The following is a 16,286-nucleotide window of genomic DNA, read 5'->3' on the forward strand; positions in this document are numbered from 1 at the left end:
TCTGCCACATGCTCGGTGTCCGCGCGAAGCCTGCGACAAAGGTCGCCGCGGCGTCACTCCCCTCCCGMNGNTCGCYSCCTCCCCCGACCCCTCCCGCAAGCGGGAGGGGAGGAGATTGACGATGACACCACGTGAACGTTTCAACGCGGAAGCCGCCAAGCGCATCCTGATCACCGACGGCGCGTTCGGTACCGAGATCCAGAACTGGAAGCTCGACGAAGCAGCCTATGCGGGCTCGCTAGGCCTGAGCCACGACCAGAAGGGCAACAACGACATCCTGGCGATCACCAAGCCGGAAGTCCCCGAGACGATCACGCGCGAATATCTCGACGCGGGCTCGGACATCGTCTCGACCAACACGTTCAGCGCCAACGTCATTTCGCAGGCGGACTATGGCGCGGAACATCTGGTACGCGAGATCAACGTCGAATCCGCCCGCATCGCACGCGCGCTCGCGACCGAATACGAAGCGAAGGACGGCCGTCCGCGGTTCGTCGCCGGCGCGATCGGCCCGACCAACAAGACGCTGTCGCTGTCGCCCGACGTCAACGATCCCGGCTACCGCGAGATCGACTTCGATTACCTGAAGGGCGTGTACCGCGAGCAGATCGATGCGCTACTCGAAGGCGGCGAGGGGGTCGGCGTCGACTTCATCCTGATCGAGACGGTGTTCGATACGCTCAACGCAAAAGCCGGCATCATGGCGGCGATCGAGGCGGGCGACGCGCTTGGCCGCGACGTGCCGATCATGATGTCGATGACGCTGACCGATCTCAGCGGGCGTAACCTGTCGGGGCATACGGTCGAGGCGTTCTGGCATGCGGTGCGGCACGCCAAGCCGATCACGATCGGACTGAACTGCTCGTTCGGTGCCGAGCAGCTTCGGCCGCATGTGAAGACGCTGAGCGCGATCGCGGACACGCTGATCATGATCTATCCGAACGCTGGCCTCCCCAACGAACTCGGCGAGTATGACGAGCAGCCCGAGACGACGGCCGGATTGGTCGGCGAGTGGGCGGTGGCCAAGCAGGTCAACGTGCTAGGCGGCTGCTGCGGATCGACCCCGGCGCATATCAAGGCGATGGCGGACGGCGTGCGTGGGCTCGAACCGCGCGCGGTTTCGCGACCGGAAGTGCGGACCAAGCTCGCCGGCCTCGAACCGTTCACGATGGCGGCCTAGTTCCCCTCCCGCTTGCGGGAGGGGTTAGGGGAGGGGCTGGCCCAACCCGACCCCCTCGCTTGGCGGCACGTCCCTCCCCCGACCCCTCCCGCAAGCGGGAGGGGAGGAAAGCAGATCATGACCACCACTTCCTCCACCTCCTTCGTCAACATCGGCGAGCGCACCAACGTCACCGGCTCGGCGCGCTTCAAGAAGCTGATCATGGCGGGCGACTACCCCGCCGCGGTCGAGGTCGCGCGGCAGCAGGTCGAGAGCGGTGCGCAGGTGCTCGACGTCAACATGGACGAGGGGCTGCTCGACGCGCATCACGCGATGACGACGTTCCTGAAGCTGATCGCCGCCGAACCCGACATCGCGCGGATCCCGTTCATGGTCGACAGCTCGAAATGGAGCGTGATCGAGGCGGGCCTGAAGTGCGTCAGCGGCAAGCCGATCGTCAATTCGATCAGCATGAAGGAAGGCGAGGAGCAGTTCCTCGCGCAGGCCAGGAAGTGCATGGCGTATGGCGCTGCCGTGGTCGTGATGGCGTTCGACGAGGTCGGCCAGGCGGACACCAAGGACCGCAAGGTCGAGATCTGCGAGCGCGCGTACAAGCTGCTCGTCGGGATCGGCTTCCCGCCCGAGGACATCATCTTCGATCCCAACGTGTTCGCGGTCGCGACCGGGATCGAGGAGCATAACAACTACGGCGTCGACTTCATCGAGGCGTGCCGCGAGATCAAGGCGCGCTGCCCGCACGTCCATATCTCGGGCGGGCTGTCGAACTTCAGCTTCTCGTTCCGCGGCAACGAACCGGTCCGCCGCGCGATGCACAGCGTGTTCCTGTACTACGCGATCCCCGCGGGCATGGACATGGCGATCGTCAACGCCGGCCAGCTCGACATCTATGACGACATCGATCCCGAGCTGCGCCAGGCGGTGGAGGACGTGGTTCTCAACAAGGATCCCGAGGCTGGCGATCGCCTCGTCGCACTCGCCGAACGCTATCGCGGCACCGACGTGGTCGCCGAGAAGGCGGCGGCGGAATGGCGCTCGCTGGGTGTCAACAAGCGGCTCGAATATGCGCTGGTGAAGGGCATCGACCTTCACGTCGTCGAGGATACCGAGGAAGCGCGCCAGATCATCGCCGATGCCGGCGGCCGCCCCATCGAGGTGATCGAAGGCCCGCTGATGGACGGTATGAACGTGGTCGGCGACCTTTTCGGATCGGGCAAGATGTTCCTGCCGCAGGTGGTGAAGTCGGCGCGCGTGATGAAGAAGGCGGTCGCCCATCTGCTGCCGTATATCGAGGCGGCCAAGGAGCCCGGTGCGCGCGGCAAGGGCAAGATCATCATGGCGACCGTCAAGGGCGACGTGCACGATATCGGCAAGAACATCGTCGGCGTGGTGTTGCAGTGCAACGGCTTCGACGTGGTCGATCTCGGCGTGATGGTGCCGTGGTCGAAGATCCTCGAGGCCGCGAACGAGAACGATGCGGACATGATTGGGCTCAGCGGGCTGATCACGCCGTCGCTGGACGAGATGGTGACGGTCGCCGAGGAGATGAAGCGCGCGGGCATGACGATGCCGCTGCTGATCGGCGGTGCGACGACCTCGAAGGTCCACACCGCGTTGCGGATTGCGCCCGCGTACGACGGCCCGGTGGTGCATGTGCTCGATGCGAGCCGTGCGGTGGGTGTCGCGTCGACGCTCGTCAGCGACACGATCCGCGACGAGTTCGTGACTAAGACCGCGGACGAATATGAGGCGGTACGGATTTCGCGCGCGAACAAGGGGCAGAGCGAATTGCTGCCCCTGGCGACGGCGCGCGAGCGCAAGTTCGTTGCGGACTTCGCGATGAAGCCCGCCGCGCCCCTCAAGCCCGGCGTACACGTCTTCGCGGATTGGGACCTGTCGGATCTGCGCGACTATATCGACTGGACGCCGTTCTTCCGCGCATGGGAACTGGCAGGGAATTTCCCGGCGATCCTGACCGACGAGATCGTCGGTGAGAGTGCGAGTTCGCTGTATGCGGACGCGCAGGCGATGCTCGATACGATCATCGCGGAGAAGTGGCTGACGCCGCGCGGTGTTGCGGGGCTCTGGCCAGCGCGGCGCGAGGGCGATGATGTCGTCGTCATCGCTTCCCCCCTCCCGCAAGCGGGAGGGGCCGGGGGTGGGCACGCGCTCTCCTCCACCGGCACGCTTCAGGACGGCGCGAGCCCACCCCCCAACCCCCTCCCGCAAGCGGGCGGGGGGGAAGAGGTCCGCCTTCCCATGCTGCGCCAGCAGATCGCCAAGCGCGAAGGCCGCGCCAACATGTGTCTCGCCGACTTCATCGATACGCAGGACGACTGGTTCGGCGGCTTCGCGGTCGGCATCCACGGGATCGACGACCACATCGCCCGCTTCAAGGCGGACAATGACGACTATAACGACATCCTGCTCAAGGCGCTCGCCGACCGCTTCGCCGAAGCCTTTGCCGAGCGCCTTCACAAGCACGTCCGCACCGATCTCTGGGGCTACGCGCCCGACGAGCAACTCACCAACGAAGCGATGATCAGGGAGCAGTATCGTGGCATCCGCCCGGCACCAGGCTATCCCGCCTGCCCGGACCACAGTCTCAAGCCGATCCTGTTCGACCTGCTCGACGCCGAGACCGCAACCGGGCTCGAACTCACCGAGAGCTTCGCGATGTTCCCGACCGCAGCCGTGTCTGGCTTCTATTTCGGCCACCCGCAGGCCGAGTATTTCGGCGTCGCCCGCGTCGGTCGCGACCAGCTTGAAGACTACGCGGCGCGGCGTGGTGCGGACATCAAGACCGCCGAACGCTGGCTGCGCCCCAACCTCGATTGATGCGGTCGCGGAACAAGATCGGGGGTCGCCTGTTTCTGCAAGCTCATCGGCAGTGACGCCGGTCAAAACTTCAAGGAGACGATCTGTGAACAGCGACACCCTCACCGGCACGGCAAACGACCTCGGCGGCAAGCTCAAGGAAACCGTCGGCGGCGCCATCGGCGACAAGTCGCTGCAGAGCGAAGGCGCTGCGGATCAGCTCGGTGGCACCGTCCAGAAGACGATCGGCCAGGCCAAGGATGCCGTCGAAAGCAATGTTCGTCCGCTGATCGACTACGTCCAGCAGTTCTCGCGCGAGCGGCCGTTCACCGCCGCAGCCGTTGCCGGCGTTCTCGGTATCGCGCTGATCAACACGCTCCGCGGCAAGTAATTCGCGATCGACGACGTTCCGCTGCATGCCAGCGGAACGTCGTTTCGTATCCAGCCTGCCAGATCAGGCTGGCAACCCCAGCACCGTCTTCACTTCCATGAAATCGGTCAGGCCATAACGCCCGTTCTCGCGGCCATTGCCCGACTGTTTGTAGCCGCCGAACGGCGCACCGATATCCGGGCTCCACGAATTGATCGTGACCAGCCCCGCGCGCAACCGCGGCGCGACCTTCGCCGCCGCCGCCGGATCACCCGAAATCGTCGCGGACAAACCATATTCGGTCGCGTTGGCGATGCGGATGCCCTCGTCCTGATCGGCATACGACGTGATCGTCGCCACCGGCCCGAACGTCTCTTCCTGCGCGATCCGCATGTCGGGGCGCACGTCTGTGAACAGCGTCGGCTGGATGTAGAAGCCGGCATTGCGCCCGTCCGGCCGACCCACGCCGCCGGTCACCAGCGTCGCGCCTTCGTCGATCGCCGACTGGATCAGCCCCTGGATCTTGTCGAACTGCGCCTTGTTCACGACCGGGCCGATATGCTGGCCCATCTCCGCGGGATCTCCGACCTTGGTCTGCTCCATCATCGACTTCACGATCGCGGTCGCCTCCGCAACCTGGCTCGCATGGACCAGTAGGCGCGTCGGCGCGATGCAGCTCTGACCCGAATTGGCGAGTACGCCCGCCACCGTCGGAGGCAGCACGGTCGCGAGATCGGACCCTTCCAGCACGAGGTTCGCCGCCTTGCCGCCAAGCTCCTGATGCACGCGCTTGACCGTCGGCGCCGCTGCCAAGGCGACCGCGATGCCGGCGCGTGTCGAGCCGGTAAAGCTCACCATGTCGACGTCGCGATGCGAGCACAGCGCCGCGCCAACGCCCGGACCGTCGCCGTTGACGAGATTGAACACCCCCGCCGGCACGCCCGCCGCGTCCATGATCTCCGCCAGGATCACCGCGCACGACGGCGCCTCCTCGGACGGTTTCAGGATCATCGTGTCGCCCGCCGCCAACGCAGGCGCGACCTTCGCGCAGATCTGGTTCAGCGGCCAGTTCCATGGCGTGATCATCGCGACGACGCCGAGCGGCTCGTGCACGACGGTCGCCTTGCCGATGACCTCGGAGAACTCGAACGCCGCCAGCGCCTTCGCGGTCGCCGAGAAATGCGCGAGCCCGGTCGGCGCCTGCGCCATCGACGCGAGCGCCATCGGGGCGCCCATCTCCTGCGACATCGCCTTCGCCAGATCGGGCATCCGCGCCTTGTACTCGGTCATGATCCGGCCGAGCACGTCGAGCCGCTCCTGCACGCTCGTCTGGCTCCAGCTCTCGAACGCTGAGCGAGCGGCGGCGACTGCCTTGTCGACGTCGGCGGCGGTGCCCAGCGTGATCTCCGTACACGGCTGTTCCGTCGACGGATCGATCACCTGATACATGGTGCCGCCCTCGCTCTCGACCCACGCGCCATCGATATACTGCTTCAAATAGCTCTTCATCGTGCCTCTCCGCATCTTGTCTCGCCAAGGAATGGGCTCGGCGGAGATCGGTTGCAACCCGAAACGCATGCCGTAGGGTGATCCGGAAATTCATCAGGAGGCCGGCATGGCGAGAGTGGCATTCATCGAGCAGACCGGCGGCCCCGAGGTCATCCAGTGGCGCGACGTGACGCTGCCGCCACCGGGCAAGGGCGAGGTCTGGATGCGCAACACCGCGGTCGGGCTCAACTATATCGACACCTACCACCGCAGCGGCGTGTACCCGGTCGACCTGCCCTCGGGGCTCGGCAGCGAGGCCGCGGGCGTAGTGATGGCGGTCGGCGAAGGCGTCACCGACTTTGCACCCGGCGACCGCGTCGGCACCTTCGGCCCGTCACGCGGGGCCTATGCGACCGAACGCAACGTGCCCGCGAGCCAACTCTTCAAGCTACCGGACGAGCTCGACGACCGCACCGCCGCGGCGATCCTGCTCAAGGGCACCACCGCCGAGTTCCTCGTCGAGCGCTGCGCAAAGGTACAGCCGGGCCAGGCCGTGCTCGTCCACGCAGCGGCAGGCGGCGTCGGCCACATCCTGGTCGGCTGGCTCAAGGCGATCGGCGCGACCGTCATCGCCAGCGTCGGCAGCGAAGACAAGGCGGCGCGGACGCGGAAAGCCGGCGCCGACCACATCATCCTCCACAAGTCCGAGGACATCGCCGCGCGGGTCCGCGAGATCACCGACGGCAAGGGCGTGCCGGTGGTACTCGACGGCGTCGGCGGCGCGACCTGGAACGCCTCGCTCGACAGCGCGGCGAAACGGGGCCTGATCGTCAGCTACGGCAATGCGGGGGGCGTGGTCGAGGGCGTCAACATCGGCATCCTCGCGCGAAAAGGCTCGCTGTTCGTGACCCGCCCGACGCTGTTCGATTACTATGTCACGCCCGAGGAAAGGCAGACCGGCATCGCCCGCCTGTTCGCGATGCTCGACAGCGGCGCGATCACCCCCGAGATCGGCCAGACCTTCGCGCTCGAAGACGCCGCCGACGCGCACCGCGCGGTCGAAAGCGGCGATACCTGGGGGAGCACATTGCTGCTGCCGTGATCCTTCTGTCGGCTAGGTAGGAATGGTTCACGCGGAGACGCGAAGGCGCAAAGAAGATTTGTTCGCGCGGAGACGCGGAGGCGCGGAGATGTTGCGAGCGGTACGATTGTCGCATGACTATCAGGCCATATGTAATGGCGAGGGACCGTTGGTCCCGTAGTCGACACCTCCGCATCTCCGCGTCTCCGCGCGAACCCATTCTTCTATTCTCTTCGCGCCATCGCGCCTTCGCGTGAACCCATGTTACGGTACCCCTAACGCATGCCCCAAACAGGGTACGGACCTGCCCAAGTGAGACGAAGATGAGCCTGAACCTGTTGCTGGTCGAGGACGATGCGGTGTTCGCGCAGGCGATGGCGGAGGAACTGCGCGGGCTCGATCACCGTGTCACGATCGCGGTCGATGGCCGTGAGGCGCTGGCCGCGGTCGACAGCGCGCCGTTCGATGCGGTTGTGCTCGACCGGATGCTGCCCAAGGTCGACGGGATGTCGGTGCTCGCGCGGCTGCGCGGCGGCAACATGACGGTGCCGGTGATCATGCTCACCGCGCTCGGCCGGTCGGTCGAGAAGGTCGAAGGGCTCGAGGCGGGGGCGGACGATTACGTGGTCAAGCCGGTCGCCGCCGCCGAACTCAGCGCGCGGCTGGCCGCGGTGGTACGCGGACGCGGCTGGACCGGCGGCAGCGCCGACACGATCCGCGCGGGCGACATCGTCGTCAGCCCGACCAAGTTCCGCGCATGGCGCGACGGCACCGCGCTCGATCTCGGCAAGCTCGAGTTCAAGCTGCTCGCCGAGTTCGTCGCCAATGCCGATGCGGTGCTGACGCGGGCGATGCTGGTCGAGCGCGTCTGGGGCTACGACTTCGCGCCGACCACCAACATCGTCGACGTCTATGTCCGCCACCTCCGCGTCAAGCTGACCGCGGCGGGCGGCGAGGACCCGATCGTGACGGTGCGCGGCGTCGGTTACATGTTGCGCGGCTGATGCGGTTCCGGTCGCTTCGCACGCTGACCGGGGCCTTCCTGCTGGCGTTCCTGGTTGCGACGATCGGGACCGGGGTCGCGATCCACGGTATCACGCTGCAAACGATCGAGCGGTTGGTCGATCGCCGTATCCTGGTCGTCAGCGACGCGATCGCAGGCGCGCCGGACGACCGCCGACCAGCCGACGTCTTTCGCCGCATCGACGCGGCGATGCGCGAACGCGACACCGGCGATATCGGTTTGTTGCTGGTCGATGCGAACGGCCGTCGGCTCGGCGGCAACATCGCCCTGTCGCGCCGCCTGCCGCTGGGCTTCTCGACGATCGCCCGCGACGACCGGATCGCAGGCCTGTCCGCGGGCCGCGCGCTGGTCCGCACCGTCGGCGGCGGGATGACGCTGACCACGGTCGCCGAGACCGAGCCGTTCGACGACTACAACGCTGCGCGCACGCGGATCTACCTGATCGGGTTCGGCTCGATCGTGCTGATCGTGATTGGCGGCATGGTCTTCTTCGTCGTCACGATCGGCCGGCGGATCGGCGAGACGCGGCGCACGGTCGAGGCGATCATCGATGGCGACATGACGCGACGCGTGCCGATCCACCCGTCGGGCGGCGAGTTCGCGCATCAGGCGATGGCGTTCAACCGGATGCTCGACCGCATCTCGGACCTGATGGCGAGCATCAGCAACGTCTCGAACGACATCGCGCACGACCTGCGCACGCCGCTCGCCCGGTTGCGCAGCCAGCTAGCTTTGACGTTACGCCGGGCCGAGACGGAGGCGCAGCGCGAGGATCTCGAAGCCGCGATCGCGATGAGCGACGAGCTGCTCGCGATGTTCGCGGCGATGCTCCGAATCGCCGAAGTCGAGGGGGGCGATCGCCGCGCCGCGTTCGCGTCGTTCGATCTCGCCGACTTGGTTCGGGAGGTCGGCGACATGATGCAGCCGGTCGTGGTGGATAGCGGTCGGCAGCTCGACATAGTCGTGAAGCAACCGGCCCGGATCGTCGGTGATCGCCAGTTGCTGGGTCAGGCGATGGTCAATCTGATCGAGAACGCGATCCGCCATACGCCCACCGGCACGCGGATCGAGATCGGCGTCGTCTCGACCGTTGCCGCGACGATGCTGACGGTGACCGACGATGGCCCAGGCATCCCGGCCGACCAGCGCAAACTAGCGCTTCGACGGTTCGGGCGTCTCGACACCAGCCGTCACGATGTCGGGCACGGCCTGGGCCTAGCGCTGATCGATGCGATCGTTCGCCTGCACCGGGGGACGCTGTCGCTCGAGGACGCGGGACCCGGGTTACGCGTCGCGATCACGCTGTCGCGGGACTGAGCCAACAAGTAATCCTCCCCCGCCAGGGGGAGGTGGCAGGCGGAACCTGACGGAGGGGGAGGTGGCGACACCCTATGTTTGGTATCCTCCCCCTCCGTCGCCTTCGGCGCCACCTCCCCCTCGCGGGGGAGGATCGTGAGGTCAGAACTTGACCGAGGCTTCCATGCCGTAGGTGCGCGGTGCGTTGAAGTTGCCATAGTCGCCCAGCACGTTGCTGATGCTGCCCGAGGTGGTGCTGGTCGTCGGCGAACCCGGCAGGCTGTTCGACGGATCGCGGCGGAACACATACTGCTTGTCGAACAGGTTGCGGACCCAGGCCGAGATCGTCACCGCATTGCTGCCGCCGACATGGATGTTCGCCAGTGCCAGACGCGCGTTGGCGATGAACGCCGGGTCGTTCTTGGTTGCATATTGATCGAAGGTCTGAGTCGCCTGCGAGTAATTGCCGTCGAGGTGGAACTTCAGATCCATGTCACCGACCGGCATCGTATAGTCGATCGACCCGTTGGCGGCGTTGCGCGGCGTGAAGACGATGTAGAAGTTCTGGTACACGCCGGTCGACGCGATCAGGACGGGCGGGATCTTGGTGTAGGTGTACGCATAGCCCGCGGTCAGCGTCAGGCCGGTGACCGGCTGCACCGTCAGATCGGCCTCGATCCCGCGGATCTTGGTGATGCCGGGCGCATTGATCGTCACGAGGTTGTTGAAGCTGCCGGTCGACGTGGTCTGGATCGAACTGATGTCGACCTGGCTGTTCTTGCGGTCCATGATGTAGCCGGCGAGGTTCAGGCGCGCGCGGTGGTTCCAGAAATCGGTTTTCGCGCCGATCTCGTACGACTTCACGTCCTCGGGGTTGAACGTCTGGTAGTTCGAGGTGCGCGAGCTGGCACCGCCGGCGCGATAGCCGGTCGCGTACTTGGCATAGACATGGACCGAATCGCTCGCGTCATAGGCGAGCGTCGCCATCGGATTGAACCGGTTCCAGGTGGCATCGAGCGGCTTGTAGCCCGCCGCGGTCAGCTGCGCCGCGGTCGCCGTGTCGTAGTTCAGGTTGCGCGAATAATGCAGCACGCCCTGCTTTTCGTCGCGCGTGTAACGCCCGCCCGCGGTCAGGTGGACGCGATCGGTCGCGTTCCAGGTGACCTGGCCGTAGCCGGCATAGCTCTTCGAATGGACCTCGGAGGCGCGATCGATCGAACGGCACCCTTCCTGCCACCCGAACCCGCCCGAGCCGGTGCAGGAATCGAGCACCGTGATCGTCGACAGCGTCGAGTTGAAGGCGAGCGAGTTCGGCGTCGCGGCGTCGTCGCTGATGTGCTCGTTGAAGTAATACAGGCCGGCGACATAGTCGAACTGACCGACCGTGCCGACTGCCTGGAATTCCTGGCTGAACTGGTTCTGGTGGAGGTCGGCGAGGCTGTAGCGGCTGAAGTTGCACGCGGTGCCGGTGCAGCCTGCGGCGACGACGGGCACGCGGTGATAGCCACCGCTATTGTCATACTGGGTCGCGTTCACGCCGCGCCAAGCGGTGATCGAGCGGAGTTCGATCCCGGGTGCGACGTCCCAGCGGATGTTCGAGGTGAAGCCGTGCGTCTTGTCGACGCTTGGCTGCTGCGGAACGCCGATGTCGGCGACCTTCGCGCGGCTGCTCCCGTTGACCACGACCTGGCTCGGCAACGGCTTCACGCTGCCGGTGAGCGTCGTGTAGTTGGTGCCGGGGAGGGCACAGGCGGACGATGCCGACTGAGCACCCGCCTTGCACCCGTTCGGGTTCACGTTGAGCAGCTGGCTGTAGAACGGGCTGTTCGAGTCATAGCCGTTATCGTAGCTGAAATCGGCGGTCATGCCCGAGATCGGATGGACCCGCGCGGTCGCCTTGAAGCCGCGACGATGATAATAGTTGAAGCCGGTCTGGCCCTCGAGCGGGTTCTTGGTGGTCGCGTCCTGATGCTGGATGACGCCGTCGAGCTTCAGCGAAACGCCGTAGGTTTCGGGCAGGTCGACATGCAGCGAGCCATTATAGCTGCCGTAGTTCCCGATACCGCCGGTCGCGCTGCCGCCCCATTTGCCGCTTGGGCCCTTGGTGACGATGCTCAGTGCGCCGCCTTCGGTGTTGCGGCCGAACAGCGTGCCCTGCGGGCCCTTGAGGACTTCGATCCGGTCGACGTCGAACAGCGCCGCGTTCAGGCCGTGCTGGCGGCCGAGATAGACGCCATCGATATAGACGCCGACGCCCTGCTCGCGCGCGGGCTGGTTGGCGTCGAGCGGCACGATGCCGCGGATGCCGATCGTCAGCGCGGACTGGCGCGCCTCGAAGGTCGCGACGCGCAGCGACGGCACGGCGCCGTCGGCGAGATCGTACAGGCTCTGCACATGGCGATCGGTCAGCGCCTGGCTGCTGAGCACGTTGATCGCGATCGGCGTCTTCTGCAGGTTGGTCTCGCGCTTGGTCGCGGTGACGACGATCTCGCCGAGACCGGTCTGGTCGGCAGGGTCTGCGGTCACGGGGGCGGCAGAATCGACGGGCGCGGCGGGATCGGCAGCAACGGCGGGCGCCGGATCGGTGGCGGCAGTCGGCGTAGCGGCGGTGGCGGCGAAGGCGGGCGAGGCGATCGCGACCGTCAGGGCGGCGCCGGCCAGCAGCCGCAAGCGCAGGCTTGCTGAATTCAACATCGAGGAGTTCCCTTTTTCGGCAGTGTTTGCCTTGAAGGGCGCGATAGGCGGCGGTCGTGGCACGTCCGTTACGATTATAAGAATCGCGTGTCCGACGTTTTTAACGTTGGTTTAATGTAACGGCGGCCGTGCTTCGGATGACGCAGTTGTCACGATGCTGTCATGCGCGCGTAACGGCGCTGCCACGTGCGACCGCTACCGCGCCTCCCAAGCCGGCTGAAGAAGCCGGGACCATCCGGGGGAATATCATGAAATCGAACCTGTCGAACCGCGTTCGCGGTCGCGTCCTTGCGCATGTGCTGCTCGCCGGTTGTGCGCTGAGCCCGCTGACCATTGCCAGCGCCCATGCGCGTCCCGATGCCGCAACCCCTGCCGGTGCGCCGCGTGCACCCGGCGCGATCACCGGCACCGTGTCGCAGGCGGGCAGCGGCGACTATCTCGATGGCGCATCGGTCTCGATCCCGGCGCTCGACCTGTCGACCGTGGTCGATCGCACCGGCCGCTTCGCGCTGGTCGGCGTTCCCGCCGGCACGCACGACGTCGTCATCCGCTATGTCGGTTACCCCGATGCGCGTCGCACGGTGACGGTCGCCGACGACGCCGTCACGCTCGACGTCGCGATGACCGCTGGCGCAGGCGAGGGAGCGGAGATCGTCGTCTCGGGCTCGCGTCCGATCGCGGAGTCCGAAGCCGCCGCGCTTCAGATCCAGCGCACCAGCCCGTCGCTCGTCTCGGTCATCGCCTCGGATTCGATCGGTCGCCTGCCCGATCAGAACGTCGCGCAGGCGGTCAGCCGCTTGCCCGGCGTCGGCGTCCAGCGCGACCAGGGTCAGGCGCGCTACATCACGTTGCGCGGGTCGCCGATCAACTGGACCACCCTGTCGATCGACGGCATCAACGTCGTCAGCCCCGAAGGTCGCGACGCGCGCTTCGACTCGATCCCCTCGGCGATCGCCTCGCAGATCGTCGTGCGCAAGGCCGTCACCCCCGACATGACCGGCGAGACAATCGCGGGCAACGTCGACATCATCACGCGCTCGGCGTTCGATTATCCAGGCATGAAGGTGCAGGCCAAGGGCGGCCTCGGCCATGTCGAACTCGGCAAGAAGACCGAATACGAAGGCTCGCTCACCGTCTCCGACCGGATCGACACCGGTATCGGCGAATTTGGCATCGTCTCCTCCGCCAGCCTGTATCGCCGCGGCATGGTCACCGACAATTTCGAGACCGATTTCGAGGCGGTCGACCAGGATCGCCGCCCCGGCTTCCAGGACCGGATCTGGGCGCGCGAGACCGAGAACAAGCTGTATCGCCTGACGCGCAAGAACTACTCGCTCTCGACCCGGCTCGACTGGCGCCCGGCGCCGGGGCACAAGCTGTTCGCGGAGACGATCTACTCGGCGTTCCAGGACGACGAGCAGCGCAGCAACTACATCTTCGATCTCGACGACCAGCAGTCGCGCACGCCGAGCGGCACCGCCGCGTGCACCGTCAACGCGCGGCCCGCGTCGAACACCACCGGCTATGCCGACGTCTGCACCGGCAACACGCCGCTGCTCGGCACCGTGTACGGTGTCGATCTCAATTCCAACTTCACGGTGCGCAAATACAAGCAGTCGGTGTTCACCAACACGATCGGCGGCGACCATGAACTGGGCGAGTGGAAGGTCGCGTGGCGCGGCAATTTCACCCGCTCGATCGACGACCGCACGCAGCCTGCACAGCTGAATTACGAAAGCCCCAATTTCGCCAACGCGACCAACCGCCTGACCGTCGGCTACGACCTGACCGATCCGCAGCTCGCCAAGGTCCAGCTGTTCCGCACGATCCGCAACGCCGACGGGACGTTCTCGCGCGGTGCGCAGGTCACCGCGATCGAGGATTTCCCGACCTCGCTCAACCGCCTCCGCTCGCTGAAGGCGCAGGACGTCACCGAGGCATACACCGCCAAGCTCGACGTCAGCCGCGAGGCGTCTTTGTTCGGCGCGCAGACCGTGTTCGCCGCCGGCGTGCGCTACGACGATCGCACCAAGACCGCCAACGAGAGCCTGCTCGAACTCAACACCGCCGCACAGTTCGCGGCGGCCGGCATCTCCACCAATTATTCGGCGATCGCCAAGTCGGGCGCGTTCCAGGGCGAGATCCCGCTCGGCTACACCTTCCAGTATTTCGATCGCGACAAGGTCCTGGGGCTGATCGACAAGGCGAAATCGGTGGCCCGCTACCAGTCGGTCGACGCCAACTATTATGCGGTCGGCGAGAAGGTCTATTCCGCGTACGCGATGGCGACCGCGACCACCGACTGGGGCAGCATCATCGGCGGCGCGCGGGTCGAGCATATCCGCAACGACGCGCGGGCCTTCTCGATCGGCACCGTCGTCACCGGCGGCGTGACCAGCACCGTGACCACCCCGGTCGAGGTGAAATCCAGCCAGACGCTCGTCTATCCGAGCCTGCACCTGAACTGGGACGTCAACGACCGGATGAAGGCGCGGCTCTCGTTCAACACCGGCGCGGCGCGTCCCGATTACGATCAGTTGCGGCCGAACCTGACCTATAACGACGCGAATCTGACCGTATCGGGCGGCAATCCCGAGGCGAAACCCGAAAAGGCGCGGGGCGTCGACCTGTACGTTGAATATTACACGATGCCCCGCGGCTTCCTGTCGATCGGCGCTTTCTACAAGGACGTCAGCGACGTGCTGTTCGACACCGTCGGCACGTTCGGCCGGACGACGCTCAACACCGCCGGTACCGATCGCTCGCAATATCTCTATTCGACGATCGCCAATGGCGGCGACGGTTACGTGATGGGCATCGAGGCGGCGATCCAGCAGCAGCTCGAGCCGTTCACCGCGAATCTCGGCCTGCCCGACTGGGTCGGCGGCTTCGGCGTGCAGCTCAACGCGACGCTCAACAAGAGCCGCTCGGAAACCCCGGACGGGCGGAAGATCCGGCTGCCGGGTTCGTCCGACGCGGTCTACAACCTGATTGGCTATTACGAAAAATACGGCTTTTCCGCGCGCGTCTCGTACCAGAACCGGTCGCCCTGGATCGATGCGATCGGCGCGTTCGGCGCGGTCAACGGTGTCAATCGCGGGATCGACGGCGGCGATTTCTACTGGGCGCAGGACGACGAACTCGATGCCTCGGTCCGCTATGCGATCACCGACAATGTCGAGATCTACGGCGATTTCGCGAACCTGTTGAACGGTCCGGGTCGTCGCTATGTCGGATCGTCTGCCTATACGATCGAGCATGAGACGTTCGGTCGGCGCTATACCGGCGGCTTCCGGGTGACCTTCTGATGCGCGCGCTCTCCTTCGTCGCCTTGCTGCTCGTCGGCTGCACCACCGTCGCGCCGCCATCGGTCGACGCGCCGATGGTCGCCGCGACCGCGGAGACCGATCCGGTCGACACCGCCGCCGATGCCGCCGACGATCCCGCGATCTGGCGCAACGCCGCCGATCCGGCGAAGAGCCTGGTCATCGGCACCGACAAGAAGGCCGGCATCCACGTCTACAGCCTGACCGGCAAGCGCCTCAGCTTCACGCCCGCCGCGCGTCTGAACAACGTCGACCTGCGCGATCTCGGCGGCAAGGCGGGCGGGCGCGTGATCGCCGCCGCCAGCGACCGCGCCGACGTGAATACCGCGCATGTCTCGCTGTTCGCGCTCGACACCGCGGCGGCCAGGCTCGTTCCGCTCGGCCGTTTCCCGGTCGGGCCGGGCGAGGCGTACGGCATGTGCCTGTGGACCCGCGCCAGCGACAAGGCCCTGTTCGGCTTCGTCGTGCTCAAGGACGGTCGCATCGACCAGGTCGCGATCGACGTATCGGGGCCATCGCCCAAGGTCACGACGGTTCGCTCGATGAAGCTCGGCACCCAGGCGGAAGGCTGCGTCGTCGACGATCGCACCGGGCAGCTCTACGTCGCGGAAGAAGATGTCGGCCTCTGGCGCTTCGACGCCGACCCTGCCGCGCCGGTAACGGCAACGCCGATCGCAAAGATCGACGGCAGGACGCTCGTTGCCGATGCCGAGGGCCTCGCGCTCGCACCTTTGGGCAAGAGCGGCGGCTATCTCGTCGTGTCGAGCCAGGGCGATAACGCCTACACGCTCTACCGCCTGCCGGGCGTCACCTATGCCGGCCGTTTCCGGATCGGCGGGGGCGCGATCGACGGAACCAGCGACACCGATGGCATCGACCTGATGCTCGGCAATTTCGGGCCAGCCTACCCGCATGGGCTGATGGTAGCGCAGGACGGCGACAACGCGCCCGCCACGCAGAACTTCAAATATGTCAGCTGGGATGCGATCCGCCGCGCGTTGAAAATCCGCTGA

The 16,286-nt window shown here is 66.1% G+C and carries 10 protein-coding genes; 8 read left to right on the forward strand and 2 right to left on the reverse strand.

All coding sequences use genetic code 11. The annotated features are described in order from the left end of the window. Nucleotides 1-121 precede the first annotated feature (121 nt). From VH567_RS14785 to VH567_RS14795, 3 genes are all read left to right on the forward strand, one after another. Complete coding sequence (locus VH567_RS14785) at nt 122-1,180, forward strand: homocysteine S-methyltransferase family protein (RefSeq protein WP_423327017.1); 1,059 nt, start codon at nt 122-124, stop codon at nt 1,178-1,180. Nucleotides 1,181-1,297: 117 nt separating this feature from the next. Beyond that, complete coding sequence (metH, locus tag VH567_RS14790; RefSeq protein WP_423327018.1) at nt 1,298-4,015, forward strand: methionine synthase; 2,718 nt, start codon at nt 1,298-1,300, stop codon at nt 4,013-4,015. A gap of 85 nt (nt 4,016-4,100) precedes the next feature. Beyond that, the gene (locus VH567_RS14795; RefSeq protein WP_423327019.1) at nt 4,101-4,385 is read left to right on the forward strand and encodes a CsbD family protein; all 285 of its coding nucleotides are present in this window, start codon (nt 4,101-4,103) and stop codon (nt 4,383-4,385) included. Nucleotides 4,386-4,448: 63 nt separating this feature from the next. Here VH567_RS14795 and VH567_RS14800 read toward each other — a convergent pair whose 3' ends face one another. Then, a complete protein-coding gene (locus VH567_RS14800) occupies nt 4,449-5,873 on the reverse strand; it encodes an aldehyde dehydrogenase family protein (protein ID WP_423327020.1) in 1,425 nt (474 codons plus the stop codon). A gap of 106 nt (nt 5,874-5,979) precedes the next feature. Here VH567_RS14800 and VH567_RS14805 point away from each other — a divergent pair, with 106 nt between their 5' ends. The 3 genes from VH567_RS14805 to VH567_RS14815 all read left to right on the forward strand — a co-directional run bounded on the left by VH567_RS14805 (nt 5,980) and on the right by VH567_RS14815 (nt 9,274). Continuing rightward, a complete protein-coding gene (locus tag VH567_RS14805; protein ID WP_423327021.1) occupies nt 5,980-6,954 on the forward strand; it encodes a quinone oxidoreductase family protein in 975 nt (324 codons plus the stop codon). A 302-nt stretch (nt 6,955-7,256) separates the two neighbouring features. After that, nucleotides 7,257-7,937: a response regulator transcription factor gene (locus tag VH567_RS14810; RefSeq protein ID WP_423327022.1), complete on the forward strand. Its 681-nt coding sequence runs from the start codon at nt 7,257-7,259 to the stop codon at nt 7,935-7,937. Beyond that, the gene (locus VH567_RS14815) at nt 7,937-9,274 is read left to right on the forward strand and encodes a sensor histidine kinase (RefSeq protein WP_423327023.1); all 1,338 of its coding nucleotides are present in this window, start codon (nt 7,937-7,939) and stop codon (nt 9,272-9,274) included. Before VH567_RS14810 ends, VH567_RS14815 begins: the two co-directional genes overlap by 1 nt. Nucleotides 9,275-9,415: 141 nt before the next feature. Here the strand turns inward: VH567_RS14815 and VH567_RS14820 are convergent, their stop codons facing one another. Continuing rightward, nucleotides 9,416-11,947 carry a TonB-dependent receptor gene (locus VH567_RS14820; protein ID WP_423327024.1) on the reverse strand — a complete coding sequence of 844 codons (2,532 nt, stop codon included), beginning with the start codon at nt 11,945-11,947 and terminating at the stop codon, nt 9,416-9,418. Between the two features lie 248 nt (nt 11,948-12,195). On the opposite strand from VH567_RS14820, the gene VH567_RS14825 reads away from it, so the two are divergent. After that, complete coding sequence (locus VH567_RS14825) at nt 12,196-15,255, forward strand: TonB-dependent receptor (protein ID WP_423327025.1); 3,060 nt, start codon at nt 12,196-12,198, stop codon at nt 15,253-15,255. Then, on the forward strand, nt 15,255-16,286 hold the full coding sequence (locus tag VH567_RS14830; RefSeq protein ID WP_423327026.1) for a phytase: 1,032 nt from the start codon (nt 15,255-15,257) through the stop codon (nt 16,284-16,286). Before VH567_RS14825 ends, VH567_RS14830 begins: the two co-directional genes overlap by 1 nt.

Source organism: Sphingomonas sp. 4RDLI-65 (assembly GCF_049472435.1).
Taxonomy (GTDB): Bacteria; Pseudomonadota; Alphaproteobacteria; order Sphingomonadales; family Sphingomonadaceae; genus Sphingomonas.

Bases quoted from the DNA above. Each gene is read 5' to 3' on its own strand.
- VH567_RS14785 (WP_423327017.1), top strand. From the start codon at position 122: ATGACACCACGTGAACGTTTCAACGCGGAAGCCGCCAAGCGCATCCTG.
- metH (WP_423327018.1), top strand. From the start codon at position 1,298: ATGACCACCACTTCCTCCACCTCCTTCGTCAACATCGGCGAGCGCACC.
- VH567_RS14800 (WP_423327020.1), bottom strand. From the start codon at position 5,873: ATGAAGAGCTATTTGAAGCAGTATATCGATGGCGCGTGGGTCGAGAGC.
- VH567_RS14805 (WP_423327021.1), top strand. From the start codon at position 5,980: ATGGCGAGAGTGGCATTCATCGAGCAGACCGGCGGCCCCGAGGTCATC.
- VH567_RS14810 (WP_423327022.1), top strand. From the start codon at position 7,257: ATGAGCCTGAACCTGTTGCTGGTCGAGGACGATGCGGTGTTCGCGCAG.
- VH567_RS14815 (WP_423327023.1), top strand. From the start codon at position 7,937: ATGCGGTTCCGGTCGCTTCGCACGCTGACCGGGGCCTTCCTGCTGGCG.
- VH567_RS14820 (WP_423327024.1), bottom strand. From the start codon at position 11,947: ATGTTGAATTCAGCAAGCCTGCGCTTGCGGCTGCTGGCCGGCGCCGCC.
- VH567_RS14825 (WP_423327025.1), top strand. From the start codon at position 12,196: ATGAAATCGAACCTGTCGAACCGCGTTCGCGGTCGCGTCCTTGCGCAT.
- VH567_RS14830 (WP_423327026.1), top strand. From the start codon at position 15,255: ATGCGCGCGCTCTCCTTCGTCGCCTTGCTGCTCGTCGGCTGCACCACC.